Here is an 18,674-nt window from a genome sequence, read left to right on the forward strand (position 1 = left end):
GTCAGATGTGTATAAGAGACAGGTTGCGGGGTGAAATGTCATTTTTTACGTCTGACAAAACATCCCTTATTATGGCTGATAGTGAAACCTTATGCCCCTTTCAACATATCAAACACCACGCGGGCAAAGCCCTTCGCCAGTTCAGGATTAGAGAGATATTGCACCATCATCTCCTGCTGGGCTTCATTGCTGTCCATAACAGCGTCATCAATCGCCTTCGGGAAATCCCCCAACATCGCCTGTTCGCGCGTATTGTTCGCGATCTGGGTCATCACCGCCTGGTTTTCTGACAGCTTGTCGCGCACCGCAAAGGCATAATTGATCATGTCTTTATCGGTCAGATTATCGGTGACAAAAAGCTCGTTCAGACGAGCCAGGATATTTGAAAGAAACTCCTCTTTCTTGTCCTTTGGTTTCGCCGTTCCGACATCATTACCCGGTTTGATTTTGTATTCTTCAGCATCCTCTTGCAGCTTCAGGTGCTGTTCGTGGAGTTTTGACAGGCGATAATGGCTCATCTCCACATTACTTAAATCAATCTCATCTTCTTCAATACGCTGTTCATGCAGTAACGGACGCAAATGACGGGCGAAGAGACTCAGCTTTTCAAGGTTCTTGTCGTCATAATCTACGATTTGCGACATAAACTCGTAAAAGCGGACAAAACTGCCGAGATCTTTCTTGAAAATATCCAGCTTACTTTTTTCTTTCTCGCAGTCCTTAAAGGTGTTTTCCGCATTGGTGATCAGCACAACATCGCCGGTCTTCTTAGTGCGTTCAAACATCTCTTTGGCCAGCACATAGGCATCAATCGCTGAGGTGTAACGATGCTTCCAGCGCTCTACCGCAGGTTTGCAGATATTGCTAATGGCCGCGTTGGATTTGTTTTTGCTGAAGAACGCCTCACAGAACTGCTCCACTTCGTTCCACAGGAAAATACCGCTGGTACGCAGCTTTTCATAAAGCTCAAAGACTAACTGCGGATCGCTGACATCCATCAGCTCTGCTGTCTGGTAGTACGGCTGGAAAGCTCCCAAAATCTCGTCAGGTTCGTTGTAGAAATCGAGCACAAACGTGCCGGACTGTGCCTTCCCAGGATAGGTACGGTTCAGGCGCGAAAGCGTCTGTACGCATTCCACGCCGCCCAGCTTTTTATCCACATACATGGCACAGAGCTTAGGCTGATCAAAACCGGTCTGGAATTTGTTGGCCACCAGCATCACCTGGTAGTCGTCAGTATCAAACGCTGTACGCATATCCCGGCCTTTCAGGCCTGGATTCATATTGATCTCAGTGAATTTCTGGTTGAGCAGCGCAAGGCTGTTGTGGTCATCTTCATGGAATTCCACTTCCCCGGAGAACGCCACCATTGCGCTAATCTTGTCGTACTTATGCTCGGCTATGTATTTATCAAATGCCAGCTTGTAGCGCACCGCTGCTTTACGCGAACTGGTCACCACCATCGCTTTTGCCTGGCCGGCCAGTAAATGCATAACATGCTTGCGGAAGTGCTCAACAATCACCTTCACTTTCTGCGACACGTTATGATCGTGCAGCGACACCCACTGGTTCAGTTTGATCTTCGCTTTCTTGCTGTCCACTTCCCGATCAGGATCGTCCAGCTTTTGCAGCAGCTTGTACGCCACTTTGTAGTTGGTGTAGTTCTTCAGCACATCAAGAATAAAGCCTTCTTCGATGGCCTGACGCATGGAATAAACGTGGAACGCTTCCGGTTTGTTCGTTTTCGATGCCGGTTCCTGCGGGTTAGGACGACGGCCAAACAGCTCCAGCGTTTTGGCCTTCGGCGTGGCGGTGAAGGCGTAATAGTTGAGATTGCTGCTGCCTTTACGCGCCGCGACGGTAGCATCCAGAATATCTTCTGAAGAAATCTCCTCATCGTCATCCACTTCTTCGGTCATCAGCACTTCTTTCAGCTGACGCGCCGTAGAACCGCTCTGCGAGGAGTGCGCTTCATCGGCAATCACCGCGTATCTTCGCTGCTTCAGGCTGACGCTATTTTCAATCGCCTTCAGGACAAACGGGAAGGTCTGGATGGTGACGATAATGATCGGCTGCGAGTTTTCCAGCGCGCTGGCCAGCTTTTCTGATTTAGAACCGTCGCCTTCTTTGTTATTGATACGCCCGACCACGCCGTCCTGATGTTCAAACTGATAGATAGTGTCCTGCAGCTGATCGTCCAGCACGGTGCGGTCCGTCACCACAATCACCGAGTGGAACTGCTTATCGCCATTTTCATCGTACAGGCGGGAAAGCTGGTGGGCCGTCCAGGCGATAGAGTTCGATTTGCCCGACCCCGCACTGTGCTGAATCAGGTATTTATTGCCGGTGCCTTCCACCGTAGCGGCGGTGATCAGTTTGTTCACCACGTCCCACTGGTGATAGCGCGGGAAAATCAGGCTCTCGCTTTTATACTTCAGGCCAATAGCGTTTTCTTTTTCGACGATTTGCAGATGCACAAAACTGGCGAGAATTTTCAGCAGATTGTCCGGCAGCATCACCTCATTCCACAGGTAGCTGGTGGCATAGTCGTTGGCATCTCCCGGGATGTCGTTCCCCGCACCGCCGTCATGGGTACCTTTGTTAAACGGCAGGAAGAAGGTTTTATCGCCCTCGAGCTTGGTCGCCATAAACACTTCGTACTGGCTGACGGCAAAGTGCACCAGCGCGCCGCGTTTAAAGGTCAGCAGCGGCTCAGGCTTATTAGTGCTAGGATCTTTGGGCAAACGCGTTTTCTTATATTGCGTGATGGCGTTTTGCACCGTCTGCTTAAATTCAGACTTCAGTTCCAGCGTCGCTATTGGCAGGCCATTGACGAACAACACCAGGTCGATACGCCACTTCTTCGCTTTTATACCCGTTTCTTCGAATGCGGCGTTCGACGCATGCGGGCTGTAAACCAGCTCCGGCACAATGCGGCAGATATTCTGTTTGTAGCGCGTCAGGGTTTCCGGATTGAGGTTATGTTCTGGCTTAAACTGGCACAGGGAAAAACGCGCATTATGGCTTTTGATGCCGTGGCGCAGCACGCCGAGCGTGCCATAAGTGCGCGACAGCATATCGGTGGCGTTGATGTCCGCTTTTTTTAGCTGCGCCACCAACGCATCGAGGAAATGACGCTCGGTATCGGTAGGGTAAATTTTTGCAAACTTCTCCCACTCCTGCGGCTGGGTGATCTGCACAAAGGTCAGTGCATCCTGCGAGTACAGTGCACGTTCGCGATCGTAGCCTTCAGTTTTGCCACGGACCCAGCCTCGATCGATCATCTGAGCAATCATCTCATTCTGGAAAATCAGCTCTTTGGTGCTGTCCATGCTCATGCGGTGGCCTCCTGTGGCTCCTCAACATCCTGCGTGTCCGGGGCAACCCAATCGCGGACGTCAATTTTTCCGGTGACGGCGGCGGAGATCAGGGCGGTGCGGCGTTCCTGGAGAAGTTTAACTTGCTCCATAGCACCAGACTCTATTGATGAGTACAATTTGATGGTTTCTTTTATAAAGGAAACTATTCGTTGGATATCGTTCTCTGGCGGAATCGGAATTGCTATCGATTTAACGATATCTGTATTTAAGTTTGGTTGGCCCGAACCCTGTTTTATGCTTTCTCTTAAATTTGTTGTCAATGTTGAAAGATAGAAATAAGCATATTCATGATCAATATTTAACAATTCAAACCCAACGACCCCATCGTTCGCATTTGCATCAATGCTAAGGATTTTAGGTACGCCAAGTGTAGCACCACTATTTGATAGCAATAATGTCCCTGCTTTAAACACTCTACATTGCTCACTTCCTTTTTTAGTAAGGAACGTATCGGTGCTATCTAAATATATTTCATTATCTTTTGTTATCTCAGCAACAGTCACCCACGGAGAATAATCACCATTAAATAAAGTTGGGTCACCTGCTGGTCTTGGTGAGCCACCTCTAACAACTAATGAGATATACCCAAATTTTGATACTTCCCAGTGTTCTGGCACGTCCCCCAACCACTCAACATCAGAATCTTTCATCGGCACATCAGGGTTTAGTCCTTTGGTGACGGCATGGCTAATCACCGCCTGACATTTTTCTTTAAGTAGTTCAATCAGTTGCTGTTGCTTCTCGATCAGGTTATCGATTTTTGCGGTTTCGTGATCGAGGAAAGATGCTACAACAACTTGCTCTTCATAAGTGGGTAGGAGGATAGGATTACATCCGACCTCTTCAACTGTAATTTGTGGAATAGCCGTTTGTGTGAACCAGAATAAATTTTTCCTATTGCCTAACATAAAATAATATGCAAAGGCAGGATAGATAGCTTGAGTCAGATGTTTACAGTAAATAGTTGTTTGAGTTGTTGTTGATTTTCCCGATACTAATTTAACAGAACCAATCGAGTTTCCTCGTGCCGGTATAACTAGGTCCCCTACACCAAGTTTAACTTGCGGACTACTAACGTAGCCAAAGTATGATTCACCTTCAGTTGCAGAGTAAACGGGCCATTCTCCGTCATCTTCGAGTTGTTCTTTTAAGATTGTCTGCCCCATTGCGATTTTAAAATAACGCATTGTTTTGGCTACATTCCAGTGACTAGGAACTTCCCCCAACCACTCAACCCCAGAATCCTTATACTCCGGATACGCCTTATACTTAGCCATCAGGAATGTACCTCCTGCAGCAGCTTCATAATCTCGGCGCTGACCGCGTCCAGGTCGGCATCAATCTCTTCCAACGGGCGCGGTGGTTGATAGACGTAGAAATGGCGGTTAAACGGAATTTCATAACCCACAATCCCCACCTCGCCATCTTTCGCATCACGCTTATCAGCGTTTATCCACGCGTCATTCACGTGCGGTAGTACTTCAGACTCGAAATAGTTTTCAATCAGGTCGCTGGAGGATACCGCCGGGTTCAGCGGCACGTTTTCGTTATCGCGCAGCTCGCCGTCCTGTTCGAACTCAACCACTTTGCCTTTGTATTCAAATGCACCATACAGCGGCTGAGCGGCTTCTTTCAGCACCTTCTTCACCACCGGCTCGGCATCCGGGTTTTTCGTGGTGATTGCATCGATAAACTGCTTGTTCTCTTTCGCATCCAGCTTCACGCCAGCGTTTTTGATGGCCCCTTTCAGGGTCAGTTGGAACTGGTTAAAGTCATTGCTTACCAGCGTCTTGCCACCCGCCTGCGAACCCAGAGCCGTCTGAATCTGCTGCGCTTTTTCCATCAAGGCGCGCTGAGCCAGCCACAGCTTGCTGTCGAGCAGGTCTTTAATCTGCTTCTCTTTCAACTCGGCAAATTCAGCTTTGATAATGGCGCGTGCTTCGGCTTCCAGTTCGGAGAAATCACCATAGCTATCTTCCTGCCATTGGGCTGCGAACTCTTCATACAGACGTTCCATCGGCGCGTTAAACGGCTTCGGTGCAAAGCGCAGAGCCGCAATCGCTTCATCTGTCACCTGAGCGGATAACCGCAGCGGACGTTCAATGGTCAGGCGACGATAGCCAAAGTCGGTACTGTTAAAGATTTTACTGGCGAAGGTTTTCGGCGCTTCGGTTTTGGCGGTGGCTGGCTGACGACCACGGCTGGATTTTTGCTCGGCAACTTTTTCCAGACCAAGCTCTTCCAGAGTTGTGGCATCTACCACTTTAAAATCACCGAAGGTCTGGGTGATCAGTTTGATATCATCTTCGCCCATCAGGTTGCGCTTGGACCCCAGCGATTTACGCATTTTTCCGCACAGGTTGGTGCCATCAATCAGCTGTACTTTACCTTTACGCTCAGGCGCTTTCTTGTTGGAGAGGATCCAGACGTAGGTGGCAATGCCGGTGTTGTAGAACATGTCCGTTGGCAGCGCGACAATGCCTTCCAGCAAATCGGCTTCCAGAATATAGCGACGGATTTCGCTCTCACCGCTGCCCGCACCACCGGTAAACAGTGGCGAACCGTTAAGGATAATCCCGATACGCCCGCCGTTGCTCACGGTGCCATCCACATTGTGGTTGTCGCGCATTTTGCTGATCAGGTGCATCAGGAACAGCAGCGAGCCGTCGGATACACGCGGCAGGCCCGGGCCAAAGCGACCGTTAAAACCTTTCTGCGTATGTTCGTCGTTAATCTCGCCCTCAATCTTCTTCCAGTCCACGCCAAACGGTGGGTTAGAGAGCATATAGTCGAACTGGTCCTGTGGCAGCTGGTCGTTAGAGAGGGTGTTACCCAGCTTAATACGGCTGACGTCCTGACCTTTGATCAGCATGTCGGCTTTACAGATAGCGTAGGATTCCGGGTTCAGCTCCTGGCCAAAAGCACGCATCACCGCGTTAGGGTTCAGTTCGTGCACATATTCCATGCCTGAAGAGAGGAAACCGCCGGTTCCGGCCGTCGGGTCATAAATGGTGCGGATGATACCGGGCTGCGTCAGGGCTTCATCATCTTCCATAAACACCAGCGAGGTGGTCAGACGCACAATATCGCGCGGGGTGAAGTGCTCACCGGCGGTCTCGTTAGAGCTTTCCGCGAAACGGCGGATAAGTTCTTCAAACACCAGGCCCATTTCATAGTTGGAAATCGCCTTCGGGCTCAAATCGGTGGTGGCGAATTTCTTCACCACTTTGAACAGCAGATTGGCGTCTTCCAGCAGGCCGACAAACTCGCTGAATTTGAAGTGTTCGAAGATTTCACGCGCGTCCGGGGAGAACGCCTGTACGTAGCTTTCAAGGTTGGCTTTGATGTCGTTTTGCCCCATCTTGCCCAGATCCATCTTCGAGGTGTTGAAGAAGGAGAGCCCGCTGGCGCGCAGCAGAAACTTCTCTTTGGCATCTTCCGGCAGTGGGCTCATTTTTAATTCATCATATTTCGCCACAACCGCGTCTTTGGTCTCCGCCAACACACATTCAAGGCGGCGCAGCAGCGTAAAGGGAAGGATCACGCGCCCGTATTGAGACTGTTTAAAATCACCGCGCAGCAAATCAGCCACCGACCAGATAAACGCAGCCGTTTGAGAAAAGTTAGTGTTAGTCATGAAGCCCTCGGGGAGATCGCAGCCATAATGCAAATGTGCACAGGCAAATATTCATTTTTGGAATCCAGTGCGCAAAATCATACCCGCTATAAAGGCTATCGCAAACGATACAGGGCAAAGAAATGAACAATGATATTGAATAACTGATTATCAGCAGAGTGAGTAATGTGGATTCTGCTTGCTATTCATGAAGGAACATAATTGGGTGGATAGGGAATTTCAGACACAAAAAAAGCCGCCTTTAAGCGACTTTGATTTGCATCTTTTGGTGCCGAAGGCCGGACTCGAACCGGCACGTATTTCTACGGTTGATTTTGAATCAACTGCGTCTACCGATTTCGCCACTTCGGCACTGAAGGGGATGCGGAAACGTTGTGGATTATACCTGTCGCGCGCCGCCATGCAAGCGACGACGCGCGAAACCCGCGCTAAGTGCCCAAAAAACCAGCGCCCCTTCACTCCAGCTCAGACACCGCCAGCCGAATCACCCTCGCCGCCTTCTGCTCCGGCAGCGCCAGGACCTTCGCCCACATGTCCTGCACCATGTCGCAGGAGAGCTTCTCCTTGCCCACTGCCTTCTCCGGCATCTGCAACAGCTGGATATCCTCGCCGTACTTATCGGCAAGCGCCTTCATAATCGGCCGCACATCCTCGACAGCCGCCTCGCGTTCGGCTTGCGTCACGGTGTGGCGGTTTTTGCCGTAGGCCGTGCGCATCATGTCGGCGTCGGCCTGCATGCGTCGCGTCATCAGGTCTTTATCCAGCATGCGCATCGGGTTCACGCCGCCCTTCACCGTCGGGTAGAGGAAGCGGAAGCAGGCGTCGTCGCTCACCTTCTGGATGGCGGCGGTCTGCTCCATGTTGATGGTCATGTAGTTCACCACGTTGGCGTCCGGGGCGTTTTGCAGGCGCGTCATCTGTAAATGCAGGATCTGCGGCTGGATGGTGTCGATAATGTGCTGCTCCGGCTCGCCGGCCTTTTGCAGGGCGGCCATCTGGTCGAGGATGCGCTGATGCAGCGCGGGCTCCTGCTCCTTAATTACCTGCCAGGCGGGCATCGCGTTGAGGGTGGTATCAATCTGCGCTTCCGGAGCGCTTTGCCTGTCAAAGAAGACCCAGAACGCCACGGCGGCGGCCGCGACAATAACAACGACCGTACTGATCCACGTTTTTTTCATCTCGCATCCTTATCCTTGCGTTATGCCGGTTTACACCGGCACGCCGCTGTGGAAGCGAAACTCGTTGTCCGGTGTCGAGATAAGTGTGGCTTCAATTTCACCAAAAAGCTGTATGCGCGGTGAGATATCGTCGTCGCTCACCTGCCGGGCCAGCGTCAGGTAGTCCTGATAGTGGCGCGCTTCCGAGCGCAGCAGCGAGAGATAGAACTTCTGTAAGTCATCGTCGAGGAACGGGGCCAGCGCGGCGAAGCGTTCGCAGGAACGGGCTTCGATGTAGGCGCCGCAGATGAGCTTGTCGATCAGCGTCAGCGGTTCGTGAGTGCGCACTTCCTTCAGCATCCCTCTGGCGTAGCGGCTGGCGGTGATTTTGACGTACGGAATGTCGCGCGCCAGCATCGCCTCGCGCACCTGCCAGAAGTGGTGCAACTCCTCTTTAATCAGCAGCACCATGCTGTCGATGAGCGCCTGGCCCCACGGGTCGTCGGTTTTGGGCATCACGCTTTTGCCAATCTGCTTGTGCAGGGCGATGAAGTCCGGCTCCGGGCCGTCGCGGAAGGTGAACTGTTCGTAGGGCTTGAGCCAGTCGAGCAGCGCATCGGCACCGCTTTCGTCGGCGACGTATTTACGCACCAGCAGCAGCGCGGTCTGGGCGGCCTTGAGCTCGCACACCATGTGGTCGGTGAGCAGCAGCGGCAGGTTCGCCGGGTCGCGGGCTTTATCAATCCATGCTTGCGGGGTCGGGCACTGGAGGAAGTTGAGTACGGGGGCGAGTATCTGCGGGTAATCCATGGTTCTGCCTTGAAAAAAGCGGTGGCGCGCGCCACCGCCTGAATCACTTAGTGACGCACGCCGTCGTCGTCTTCGTCGACGTAATCTTCGTCGTCGCCTTCTTCGCCGTCTTCACCGTTCGGATCTTCGAAGTAGGTTCCCCAGCCGTCGTACTCCACGTCAAACTTCTCGGCCAGGTTCATCAGCTGTTCTACCTGCGCGTCGATCAGCTCCGCCTTCAGCGCGCCTTCGCTCAGGATGTCGCAGCAGATGACGGTGTCGCCCTCTTCCACTTCCAGCTCTTCCGGCTCGGTCACTTCGTAACCCAGCTTGAAGGCTTCCACGGCCATTTTTTCCAGCGCTTCAAAGTCGTCCGCAGAGAAATGGTGCTCGATGGTGTACAGCGCGTCCGGATCGCTACCGTCTTCCAGCAGTTCTTCAATAATCAGACGCGTCTCTTCGCGTTGCTCTTCCAGTAATTCCGGGTTTGCCATGGGTCAATCCTCTTTAAAGTGCGGCAGATACTTCTATTTTCACACACGGACGGGTTTGCCTCCACCTTTGTTGGAAAGATTTGTGAAACGGGGTTGCAAATGAATAATTACACATATAAAGTGAATTTTAATTCAATAAGTGGCGTTCGCCATGCGAGGATAAAATGTCTGATCTGTACAAGAAACACTTTCTGAAATTGCTCGATTTTACCCCTGCACAGTTCACCTCTCTGCTGACCCTTGCCGCACAGCTCAAAGCCGATAAAAAAAATGGCAAGGAAGTACAGAAACTTACCGGTAAAAACATCGCGCTCATCTTCGAAAAAGACTCGACCCGTACACGTTGCTCTTTCGAAGTTGCCGCATTTGACCAGGGCGCGCGCGTCACCTATTTAGGGCCGAGCGGCAGCCAGATTGGGCATAAAGAGTCAATTAAGGATACCGCACGGGTTCTCGGGCGGATGTACGACGGCATTCAGTATCGCGGCCACGGCCAGGAAGTGGTCGAAACGCTGGCGCAGTACGCGGGCGTGCCGGTATGGAACGGGCTGACCAACGAGTTCCACCCGACGCAGCTGCTGGCGGACCTGCTGACCATGCAGGAGCACCTGCCGGGCAAGGCGTTTAACGAGATGACGCTGGTCTACGCGGGCGACGCACGCAACAACATGGGCAACTCGATGCTGGAAGCGGCGGCGCTGACCGGGCTGGATCTGCGCCTGGTGGCTCCGAAGGCCTGCTGGCCGGAAGAGAGCCTGGTGGCGGAGTGCAGCGCGCTGGCCCAGAAGCACGGCGGGAAAATCACGCTGACGGAAGACGTGGCGGCGGGCGTGAAGGGCGCAGACTTTATTTATACCGACGTGTGGGTGTCGATGGGCGAAGCCAAAGAGAAGTGGGCGGAGCGTATCGCGCTGCTGCGCGGGTATCAGGTGAACGCGCAGATGATGGCGCTGACCGGCAACCCGAACGTGAAGTTCCTGCACTGTCTGCCGGCGTTCCATGACGACCAGACCACGCTCGGCAAGCAGATGGCGAAGGAGTTCGATCTGCACGGCGGGATGGAAGTGACGGACGAGGTGTTTGAGTCGCCGGCGAGCATCGTTTTTGACCAGGCGGAAAATCGGATGCATACGATTAAGGCGGTGATGGTGGCGACGCTTGGGGAGTGATCCCCTCTCCCACGTTATTGATTCGGTGCGCTCTTCTTGCCGGGTGGCGCTGCGCTTACCCGGCCTACAAGTCCCGTAGGCCCGTGCAAGCGAAGCGCCGCCGGGCAAACCGGCTCCATTTCATTGATTTTTCACCCCGAAAAAGGTACGTTTTCGCCTTCATTCCAGCGTGGACATGCCAGCATTATGCCGATTATTCAGTCTGTTGAACGTGCGTTGCAGATCCTCGACCTGTTCAACGAGCAGGCCACCGAGCTTAAGATCACCGACATCAGCAAACTGATGGGGCTGAGCAAGAGTACCCTCCACTCGCTGCTGAAAACCCTCCAGCTTCACGGCTATATCGATCAGAACCCGGAGAACGGGAAGTATCGCCTCGGCATGAAGCTGGTCGAGCGCGGTCATTTTGTCGTGGGCTCCATCGATATTCGCCAGAAGGCGAAAGGCTGGCTGACGGAGCTGTCCCGGCGGACCGGGCAGACCACCCATCTGGGGATCCTGGACGGGCGTGAAGGGGTCTATATCGAGAAGATTGAAGGCAAGCTCGCTGCCATCGCCTATTCACGCATCGGCCGCCGCCTGCCGGTTCACGCCACCGCCATCGGCAAGGTGTTGATTGCCTGGCTGGGCGAGGCCGAGCTGAACGCCCTGCTGGAGGGCTATCAGTACACCACCTTTACGCCCGCTACCCTCGCCTCTCGTGAAACCTTAATGAGCGCCCTGGCGCAGACCCGCGAGCAGGGTTACGCCCTGGACAGCGAAGAGAACGAGCAGGGCGTGCGCTGCGTGGCGGTGCCGGTGTGGAACCACGAATCCCGCGTGATTGCCGCCCTGAGCCTGTCGACGCTGACCTCCCGCGTGGACGATGCCGAGCTGGCTAATTTCCGCGAGCAGCTTCAGCAGGCCGGGCTCCAGCTCTCACGCGCGCTGGGCTACCCGGCCTGAGCCGTCAGACCGGCTCGTAGGTGAAGTAGTCGAAGTCCGCATGGCAGCCGTCGCCGCTGATGTCCTCGCAGTGCAGTCCCACAAACGCGCCGGTGAAGAAGCCGCGCCCGCCGATGTAGTCGTCCGACAGCTTCCACGCCTCATACGTTACCGGCACGGTGTGCCACGTCTCGCCGTCGAACGAGTAGCTGTAGCAGTAGACCAGCGTATCCACGTCCACCCGCAGCCAGACGCTCTCAGCCTGTTCCGGCACCGGAATCGGCTGCTCGTGCAGCGGCCATGACGGCACGTTGTGGTCAAGCTGGATCACCTTAATCGTTCTGCCCTGCCCCTCCTCGTAATCCACAAAGCAGTAGCTCCAGTTTTTGCTGTTGTAGTAGCAGGTCAGCCCCGCGCTCTGCTGGAAGTGGACCGGCGAGAACTGCATCCGCGTCTCGGCCCGGAAGGTGAAATGCTGCCACCGGCGCGCCACGGTCGACTGGGTAAAGGTCGAGTTGAGCGAGTCGTTGCCGTACAACCGTAAATAGCCGGGACGGGCGGTGAGCGAGCCGAGGGTGTCGTCGAACGGAATGCGCAGGGTCTGCAATTCAGGGTCAAGCGTGCTGCCGTCGAAATCATCCCGCCAGCTGCCCTGAGCGGCGGCGGGCTGCTCCGCCATCTGCGGGCCTTTCACGGTCAGCTGCGCGTGCTTGCCGCCCTCCACGAACGGCCAGCCATCGCGCCATTCAATGCGGGCGATGCCGGTCTCGCGCCCCAGCGGGCAGTAGCCGCGTCCGCCGGAGGCCAGCAGCGGCACGCCGGGCAGGCGCAGCGGGCGGCTGGTAAGGTAGGCCATATACCACTCCCCGGTGTGGGTTTGCAGCAGCGAGCCGTGGCCGCTCTTTTGCAGCGGGTTCTCCGGCAGGTGCCAGCTGGTCATCATCGTCACATCCGGGTGAAGCTCGTACGGCCCGTCGATGGTTTTTGCGCGCAGCACCACGACGGCGTGCTCGTAGCTGGTGCCGCCTTCGGCAACCATCAGGTAGTACCATCCCGCGTGGCGATACAGGTGCGCCCCTTCGGTGTAGCAGAGCGGCGTGCCGGTAAACAGCGTTTTGCGCTCGGGCGAGAGGGTGCCAGTCTGCGGGTCAAACGCCTGCATCACGATGGTGTTGTGCGGGTTGCTGTGGTGGCGCGGCCCCCACGGGCGGTAGAGGTAGTACTTGCGACCATCGTCGTCGTGGAACAGGGACGGATCGAACCCGCCGTTACCCATCGGGATCGGCTCGCTCCATGGCCCCTCAATGGACGGCGCGGTGACGAGGAAGTTGCGGCCATTTTTCCACGGCGAATCGACAATCTTCACGTCGGTGTAGAGCAGCCAGAATTTGCCGTCGGCGTAGCTCAGGCACGGCGCCCAGATGCCACCGGAGTCCGGGTTGCCCTTCATGTCCAGCATCGACACGCGGTCCAGCGGCGTGCTGACCAGCGACCAGTTTTTCAGGTCGCGGGAGTGATAGATGCGCACGCCCGGGAACCACTCGAAGGTCGAGGTGGCGATGTAGTAGTCCTCGCCCTGGCGGCACAGGGACGGGTCCGGGTTGAAGCCGGTCAGGATTGGGTTAGTAATTTCCATATTGCCTCCGGTTAATGGGATGCGGCTGTCGCGGCGTCGGGAATGGCCTCGCCCTGCGCCGCGCGGTGCTTGATCAGCTGCTGGCTGATGGCCTCCACGCGGGCGTCGGTGAGCTTGTAGAACGACAGCATGATGAACATGCCCGCGTAGAGCACCACCGGCACCACGCAGAACAGAATTTTGATGGTGGTCAGCACCTCGACCGGCTGCACGCTACTGCTGGCGGAGTAGTTCACCCAGGCCAGGATCCAGCCCACCACCGCCCCGCCAATCGCCAGGCCAATCTTCAGGCTGAACAGGTAGGTGGAGAACACCAGCCCGTCGAGGCGGCGACCGCTGCGGCTCTCCTCGTAATCCACCACGTCAGAGGCCATCAGCCACTGTAGCGGCGTGGTGGTGTTAAAGACGAACAGGAACAGGATGTTGAGGGCGAAAATCAGGGCAATATGCTCTGCTGGCGTGACGAAAATCAGCAGGCTGATGAGCGAGTAAGCGACGATGATCCACTTAAAGGCGGTGACGCGATCGAAGCGGCCCAGCAGACGGGAGGAGCAGAGCGAGCCGAACATGGTGGCGAGGCTGCCGTAGAGTAAAAACTGCGTCGCCATCTCCGGGTGATCCATCACGTATTTCACGAAGTAGAGCGTCGCCCCGCCGCGCACCACGTTGGAGCAGGTCGCCATCATCTTGAAGGCGCACATGATCCGCCACTGGCCGTTGCCCAGCAGCAGCTTAAGATCTTTCGCCACCGACGAGCCAGGCTGCACCTCAAAGGTGTAGCGCTCTTTGGTGGTGAAGAAGCAGACATAAAGCAGGACCACGCCGGTCAACCCCAGCACGCACATGGCGCCGAAATAGCCCACCTGCTCGTTCCCTTTGCCGATGATGCTTACCAGCGGCAGCGCGATGCCGCTGATGGCGAGCGACCCCGCGGCGGCGAGGAAGAAACGCCAGGACTGAAGGGCATGACGCTCTTTCGGGTCGGCGGTGATCACCCCCGGCATGGCACAGTACGGGACGTTAACGAAGGTGTAGACCAGAGTCAGCAGAATGTAGGTCACGCAGGCGTAGATGATTTTGCCCTGCGCGGAGAAGTCCGGCGTGTAGAAGGTCAGCATGCAGACGATGCCAAACGGGATGGCGCCCCACAGCAGGAACGGGCGGAACTGGCCGTAGCGGGTGCGGGTGCGGTCAACCAGCAGCCCCATCAGCGGATCGGTCACGGCGTCGAGCACGCGGGAAACTAAAAACAGCGTCCCCATTATGCCTGCGGAGAGACCGAACACGTCGGTGTAGAAATAGGCCAGCAGGAACATCGTGGCCTGCCAGACGAAGCCGCAGGCGGTATCACCCAGCCCGTAGCCAATTTTGTCTTTCATGGTTAATTGCGTCATCAGAATTACACCCTTATGTAGTGTGCTGAATTACAACATCGTGTTAATGGAGTGTAATGAGCTGCTCAATTAATCAGCAATGGTCATATCTTATTTCTGAATTACGTTATTTTGCTTTTGTGACGCCAACGATATATCTCAACTCATTGTTTAAATTAGCAAATTAAAGACAAGCAAAAACCGCCCGCGGAATATTTCCCGCAGACGGTTTTCTCTCAAAAAAATAATTAAAGGCCGAGCGCTTTTTTACCGGCGTTAATTACCTCAATGATTTTATCGGTGTCATAAATACAGCCTTTCCAGGTGCCGCCGCTCACGGACTGTAATGCCGCCCACAGCCGGGTATCGTCCGGCAAAAAGTCGTGAGCGTGCAGGTCCGGGTGCGTCTGCCGCCGTGCCAGCTCGCGCGCCCCCTCTTCCGGCGTCAGCGGGTTGTCCGCGGTGCCGATAAAGTTCACGCTACCTGTTAATGTCAGTCGGTCGACGGCTATCTCGATAATGTCATTATCGCGCAGCTTACCAATCGGCCCGCCCGCCAGCGCCTCCGGCGACACGTGGCCGAAGCAGGCGCCCGTCGACACGCCGGAGAAGCGCGCATCGGTGATTAAGGATACCGTTTTGCCCCACGAGATATGCTTGAGCGCGGAGGTGAGCTGGTAGGTCTCTTCCATACCGGTGCCGGACGGTCCACCGCCGATCACCACCATGATATCGCCCTGCTTAATCTCTTCCCGCTTGATGGCCCTGATCGCCTGCGCCTCCGAGACAAACACCCGCACCCGGCCGGTGTGGCGGTAAACGCCATCTTCACCCACTACCGACGGGTCGATCGCCGTGGCCTTGATCACCGATCCTTCCGGCGCGATGTTGCCCGTCGGGAAGCAGACCGTCGAGGTCAGCCCTTTCGCTTTTGCCTTCTCCGGCGGCAGGATCACGTCATCCGGCTCCACGCCGTCCTGCTCGCGCAGGCACTGGCGGAAGCGCTTACGGCGCTCCGAGCTCTGCCACCAGTCGAGGTTCTCGCCCACTGTCTGGCCAGTGACGGTCATGGCGTCCAGATGCAGCAGGCCAAGATCGCGCAGGTGGAGCATAACCTCCGGCACGCCGCCCGCGAGGAAGGCGCGCACGGTCGGGTGATAGTCCGGGCCGTTGGGCAGCACGCTCACCAGGCGCGGCACCCTGCGGTTGACGCGCGTCCAGTGTTCAACGTCCGGGATCGTGCAGCCCGCCGCGTGGGCAATGGCCGGAATGTGCAGCAGTAAATTAGTGGAGCCGCCGAACGCCGCGTGGATCACCATCGCGTTTTCGATGGCTTTATCGGTGAGGATATCGCGCGTGGTGATGCCACGGTTATCCAGTTCACTGACCGCGCGTGCCGACTGGCGGGCGATCTCCAGCCACACCGCCTGCCCGGAAGGGGCCAGCGCGGAGTGCGGCAGCGCCAGACCCAGCGCCTCCGCCACTACCTGCGAGGTGCCCGCCGTACCGAGGAACTGACACCCGCCGCCCGGCGTGGCGCAGGCGCGACAGCCCAGCTCAGCGGCCTCCTGCAAGGAGAGTTCATGGTTGGCGAAGCGCGCGCCGATGGTCTGCACCTTGCCCGCGTCTTCCCCCACGGTCGGCGGCAGCGTCGCCCCGCCCGGCACCAGAATGGTCGGTAGATCGTGCATGGAAGCCAGCGCAATCATGGTGGCGGGCAGCCCTTTATCACAGGTTGCCACGCCAATCACCGCCCGCCGCGTCGGGAGAGAGCGGATCAGACGGCGAAACACGATCGCCGCGTCGTTGCGGTACGGCAGGGAGTCGAACATACCGTGCGTGCCCTGCGAGCGACCGTCGCACGGATCGCTGACGAAGGCGGCGAACGGGATCCCGCCGTTGCGGGTGATCTCCTTCGCCGCCGCCTGCATCTGCATGCCGATTTCCCAGTGCCCGGTGTGGTAGCCCAGCGCGACCGGGCGTCCGTCTCCGGCGCGGATGCCGCCCTGGGTGCCGATGATCAGCACCTCTTTGCCGGTGAGCTTGTTGGCGTCCCAGCCCATTCCGGCGTTCTGCGTCATGCCGAACAGGTTGCCGCTGGGGGATTCCATCAGCATCTGCGGAGTCAGCGGCAGCGCGCCCTGCGGCCCCGCCGCGTGGGTGATCACCGCATAAAACGCATCGTCCTGTGGGGTGAAAATCTTCTCGATGGTCATGGTTATCGTCCGGCTCAGCAGAGTTTGAGCTGTTGCAGCAGGGTTTTCAGCTGCGCCTTACGCGGCGCGTCCAGCGGCGAGGCTGGCGGCAGGACGTGCGTAGAAATCGGACGACCGCAGAGCACGATCGCCTCTTTAATGACGTTCACAAACGGCGTATCCAGCTGATACATCTGCGGGATTTGCAGCAGGGTCTGATGATACTCAGCCGCTTTCGCCACGTCTTTATCCCGCCAGGCTTTCAGAAGATTCACCGACACCTGCGGGGCAAAGTTGCCGCTGGCCGAGATCGCCCCGTCACCGCCGAGCAGCAGGGTATTAAACAGATGATCGTCGTAGCCGCAGAGTACGGTGAAGTGCGGATGGGCGGCTTTGACGGTGTGGATCATGCTGCGCAGGTGGGCGACGGAGTCGATGGTGTCTTTGATGCCGACGATGTTGCTGCGCGAGTCGGCCAGGGTTTTGACCAGCGCCGGGGTCAGATCCTGCCCGGTCAGCGCCGGGAAGTTATAGAGCATCACCGGCAGCGTGACGCTGTCGGCCACCTGTTCGAAATAGCGGATCAGGTTTGCTTCCGACACTTTCCAGTAGTAGGGGTTGATCACCACGATGCCGTCAGCGCCCGCCTGCTGCGCGTGCTGGCTCAGTTCAATGGTTTCCCGGGCGTTGGTGCCGCCGGTGCCGATCAGCACCGGCACACGACGATCGACATGATCGATCGCAAACCGGGCAATGGTTTTACGCTCTTCGCCGCTGAGCTGGGAGAACTCGCCGCCGCTGCCCAGGAAGAACAGGCCGTCAACGCCTGCTTTGATCAGATCGTCGATCAGCGCGGCGGTACCCGGTTTATCAAGCTGGCCATCGGCGGTAAAAATGGTGGAGACAGGGGGAATGATTCCCGTGAACAACGCGGACTGCGGCATGAGATCTCCTTGATGAATCAGTTTGTTCTATATTATAGAACAGCGTTCATTAATTTAACGATCATACTATGACGCAGAAAAAGCGCAGGTAAATGGGAGATGAGGAGGGAGTGCGGGAAGTTTAAGCTGGATCACATATTAGAGGATGTGGTCTGGTGCCCTCACCCTAACCCTCTCCCACGGGGAGAGGGAACTTTTACACCCTCTCCCCTTGGGAGAGGGCCGGGGTGAGGGGTTACTCTACCAGCATCTTCACCACAACCTTACGCACCTGCGCCGGCGCTCCCACCGCGCACAGCGGCTTATGCACTTCACCCGGCCAGAACACTACAAAATCCCCTTCGCTCAGCACCACGGTTTTCTCCTGCTCGCCTTCCGGCAGGAACGCGATGTCTTTGCCCGCCAGCCAGTCGGTGTCCGGCGTACCGTGCGGCAGGGTGCTGAAGGTCATCCCTTCCTGACCCTTCAGCACAATCTGAATATCCAGATAGCGTGCATGGTATTCAGCGCGGCGCTCGGCGAACGGCTGAGTCATGTCCTCCGAAACCAGATAAAACAGGCTGTTGCCGTTGATGTCGTGCTTGCCGGTCGGCGTCGCGTCGCTGACGTGGGCCTTAACGTGCTCAATGGCCTGGCGTAGCTCTTCTGGCAGCCAGGACTGGAGATGATGAATATTGCCAATAATCATGATACAACCCTCAGATTAAAACATTGTTTCATTTTCATGTTTTATACGAGAATTGCCTCTTCCATACCAGCCCTTTTTTGACAAGATTTGCGTCAGCGCATGTTTATCGAGAAATATGTTAATCCACTGTTAATTACATACAGGCATTTATGCAGTGGTTATGCATAACCTCATTTCATGCACTTTGCACATAGGATCTAACTCACTGAATTTACAACGTAACTCACAAAACCTGTTGGTGTATCACACTTTATCACTTTGGTTATTCCCTTTAAAAATCCATAATTA

Annotated in this window: 14 protein-coding genes and 1 tRNA gene; 3 read left to right on the plus strand and 12 right to left on the minus strand. The window is 55.9% G+C overall.

The annotated features are described in order from the left end of the window. Positions 1 to 89 precede the first annotated feature (89 nt). From ACNQ0W_RS23275 to rraB, 7 genes are all read right to left on the minus strand, one after another. Entirely contained in the window at positions 90 to 3,338 is a 3,249-nt protein-coding gene (locus tag ACNQ0W_RS23275; RefSeq protein ID WP_116329934.1) for a type I restriction endonuclease subunit R, read from the minus strand. Beyond that, positions 3,335 to 4,657 carry a restriction endonuclease subunit S gene (locus tag ACNQ0W_RS23280; protein ID WP_062932436.1) on the minus strand — a complete coding sequence of 441 codons (1,323 nt, stop codon included), beginning with the start codon at positions 4,655 to 4,657 and terminating at the stop codon, positions 3,335 to 3,337. Before ACNQ0W_RS23280 ends, ACNQ0W_RS23275 begins: the two co-directional genes overlap by 4 nt. Further along, complete coding sequence (locus tag ACNQ0W_RS23285; RefSeq protein ID WP_062932437.1) at positions 4,657 to 7,017, minus strand: type I restriction-modification system subunit M; 2,361 nt, start codon at positions 7,015 to 7,017, stop codon at positions 4,657 to 4,659. The genes ACNQ0W_RS23280 and ACNQ0W_RS23285 overlap by 1 nt, the downstream gene beginning before the upstream one ends. A gap of 266 nt (positions 7,018 to 7,283) precedes the next feature. Continuing rightward, a tRNA-Leu gene (locus ACNQ0W_RS23290) sits at positions 7,284 to 7,368 on the minus strand. Between the two features lie 104 nt (positions 7,369 to 7,472). Further along, positions 7,473 to 8,195, minus strand: a complete 723-nt coding sequence (locus ACNQ0W_RS23295; RefSeq protein ID WP_062932438.1) for a hypothetical protein — start codon at positions 8,193 to 8,195, stop codon at positions 7,473 to 7,475. A gap of 30 nt (positions 8,196 to 8,225) precedes the next feature. Continuing rightward, positions 8,226 to 8,984 carry a tRNA isopentenyl-2-thiomethyl-A-37 hydroxylase MiaE gene (miaE, locus tag ACNQ0W_RS23300; RefSeq protein WP_048980677.1) on the minus strand — a complete coding sequence of 253 codons (759 nt, stop codon included), beginning with the start codon at positions 8,982 to 8,984 and terminating at the stop codon, positions 8,226 to 8,228. A gap of 47 nt (positions 8,985 to 9,031) precedes the next feature. Continuing rightward, the gene (gene rraB / locus ACNQ0W_RS23305) at positions 9,032 to 9,457 is read right to left on the minus strand and encodes a ribonuclease E inhibitor RraB (RefSeq protein ID WP_032625251.1); all 426 of its coding nucleotides are present in this window, start codon (positions 9,455 to 9,457) and stop codon (positions 9,032 to 9,034) included. 99 nt (positions 9,458 to 9,556) lie between these two features. On the opposite strand from rraB, the gene argL reads away from it, so the two are divergent. The 3 genes from argL (at position 9,557) to xynR (ending at position 11,571) form a co-directional block, all read left to right on the plus strand. Beyond that, positions 9,557 to 9,652: a putative translational regulatory protein ArgL gene (gene argL / locus ACNQ0W_RS23310; RefSeq protein ID WP_213083700.1), complete on the plus strand. Its 96-nt coding sequence runs from the start codon at positions 9,557 to 9,559 to the stop codon at positions 9,650 to 9,652. Then, positions 9,622 to 10,626 carry an ornithine carbamoyltransferase gene (argF, locus tag ACNQ0W_RS23315; RefSeq protein ID WP_045907043.1) on the plus strand — a complete coding sequence of 335 codons (1,005 nt, stop codon included), beginning with the start codon at positions 9,622 to 9,624 and terminating at the stop codon, positions 10,624 to 10,626. Before argL ends, argF begins: the two co-directional genes overlap by 31 nt. 186 nt (positions 10,627 to 10,812) lie before the next feature. Beyond that, a complete protein-coding gene (xynR, locus tag ACNQ0W_RS23320) occupies positions 10,813 to 11,571 on the plus strand; it encodes a DNA-binding transcriptional repressor XynR (protein ID WP_062932439.1) in 759 nt (252 codons plus the stop codon). 4 nt (positions 11,572 to 11,575) lie between these two features. Here the strand turns inward: xynR and ACNQ0W_RS23325 are convergent, their stop codons facing one another. The 5 genes from ACNQ0W_RS23325 to ACNQ0W_RS23345 form a co-directional block, all read right to left on the minus strand. Then, on the minus strand, positions 11,576 to 13,186 hold the full coding sequence (locus ACNQ0W_RS23325; RefSeq protein WP_062932440.1) for a glycoside hydrolase family 43 protein: 1,611 nt from the start codon (positions 13,184 to 13,186) through the stop codon (positions 11,576 to 11,578). 11 nt (positions 13,187 to 13,197) lie between these two features. After that, positions 13,198 to 14,580, minus strand: a complete 1,383-nt coding sequence (locus tag ACNQ0W_RS23330) for an MFS transporter (RefSeq protein WP_062932441.1) — start codon at positions 14,578 to 14,580, stop codon at positions 13,198 to 13,200. Between the two features lie 227 nt (positions 14,581 to 14,807). Further along, positions 14,808 to 16,775: a xylonate dehydratase YagF gene (gene yagF, locus ACNQ0W_RS23335; protein ID WP_062932442.1), complete on the minus strand. Its 1,968-nt coding sequence runs from the start codon at positions 16,773 to 16,775 to the stop codon at positions 14,808 to 14,810. A 14-nt stretch (positions 16,776 to 16,789) separates the two neighbouring features. Continuing rightward, complete coding sequence (gene yagE / locus ACNQ0W_RS23340) at positions 16,790 to 17,698, minus strand: 2-keto-3-deoxygluconate aldolase (protein WP_062932443.1); 909 nt, start codon at positions 17,696 to 17,698, stop codon at positions 16,790 to 16,792. Between the two features lie 235 nt (positions 17,699 to 17,933). Continuing rightward, positions 17,934 to 18,386: a YhcH/YjgK/YiaL family protein gene (locus ACNQ0W_RS23345; protein WP_062932444.1), complete on the minus strand. Its 453-nt coding sequence runs from the start codon at positions 18,384 to 18,386 to the stop codon at positions 17,934 to 17,936. Positions 18,387 to 18,674: the final 288 nt, after the last annotated feature.

The sequence above is a fragment of the Enterobacter cloacae complex sp. 6730903 genome, assembly GCF_048283985.1.
Classification (GTDB): Bacteria; Pseudomonadota; Gammaproteobacteria; order Enterobacterales; family Enterobacteriaceae; genus Enterobacter; species Enterobacter hormaechei_C.

Coding starts and splice junctions, on each gene's coding strand:
- ACNQ0W_RS23280 (WP_062932436.1), bottom strand. CDS start 4,657: ATGGCTAAGTATAAGGCGTATCCGGAGTATAAGGATTCTGGGGTTGAG.
- ACNQ0W_RS23295 (WP_062932438.1), bottom strand. CDS start 8,195: ATGAAAAAAACGTGGATCAGTACGGTCGTTGTTATTGTCGCGGCCGCC.
- yagE (WP_062932443.1), bottom strand. CDS start 17,698: ATGCCGCAGTCCGCGTTGTTCACGGGAATCATTCCCCCTGTCTCCACC.
- xynR (WP_062932439.1), top strand. CDS start 10,813: ATGCCGATTATTCAGTCTGTTGAACGTGCGTTGCAGATCCTCGACCTG.
- argL (WP_213083700.1), top strand. CDS start 9,557: ATGAATAATTACACATATAAAGTGAATTTTAATTCAATAAGTGGCGTT.
- ACNQ0W_RS23285 (WP_062932437.1), bottom strand. CDS start 7,017: ATGACTAACACTAACTTTTCTCAAACGGCTGCGTTTATCTGGTCGGTG.
- ACNQ0W_RS23275 (WP_116329934.1), bottom strand. CDS start 3,338: ATGAGCATGGACAGCACCAAAGAGCTGATTTTCCAGAATGAGATGATT.
- ACNQ0W_RS23330 (WP_062932441.1), bottom strand. CDS start 14,580: ATGACGCAATTAACCATGAAAGACAAAATTGGCTACGGGCTGGGTGAT.
- yagF (WP_062932442.1), bottom strand. CDS start 16,775: ATGACCATCGAGAAGATTTTCACCCCACAGGACGATGCGTTTTATGCG.
- ACNQ0W_RS23325 (WP_062932440.1), bottom strand. CDS start 13,186: ATGGAAATTACTAACCCAATCCTGACCGGCTTCAACCCGGACCCGTCC.
- miaE (WP_048980677.1), bottom strand. CDS start 8,984: ATGGATTACCCGCAGATACTCGCCCCCGTACTCAACTTCCTCCAGTGC.
- argF (WP_045907043.1), top strand. CDS start 9,622: ATGTCTGATCTGTACAAGAAACACTTTCTGAAATTGCTCGATTTTACC.
- rraB (WP_032625251.1), bottom strand. CDS start 9,457: ATGGCAAACCCGGAATTACTGGAAGAGCAACGCGAAGAGACGCGTCTG.
- ACNQ0W_RS23345 (WP_062932444.1), bottom strand. CDS start 18,386: ATGATTATTGGCAATATTCATCATCTCCAGTCCTGGCTGCCAGAAGAG.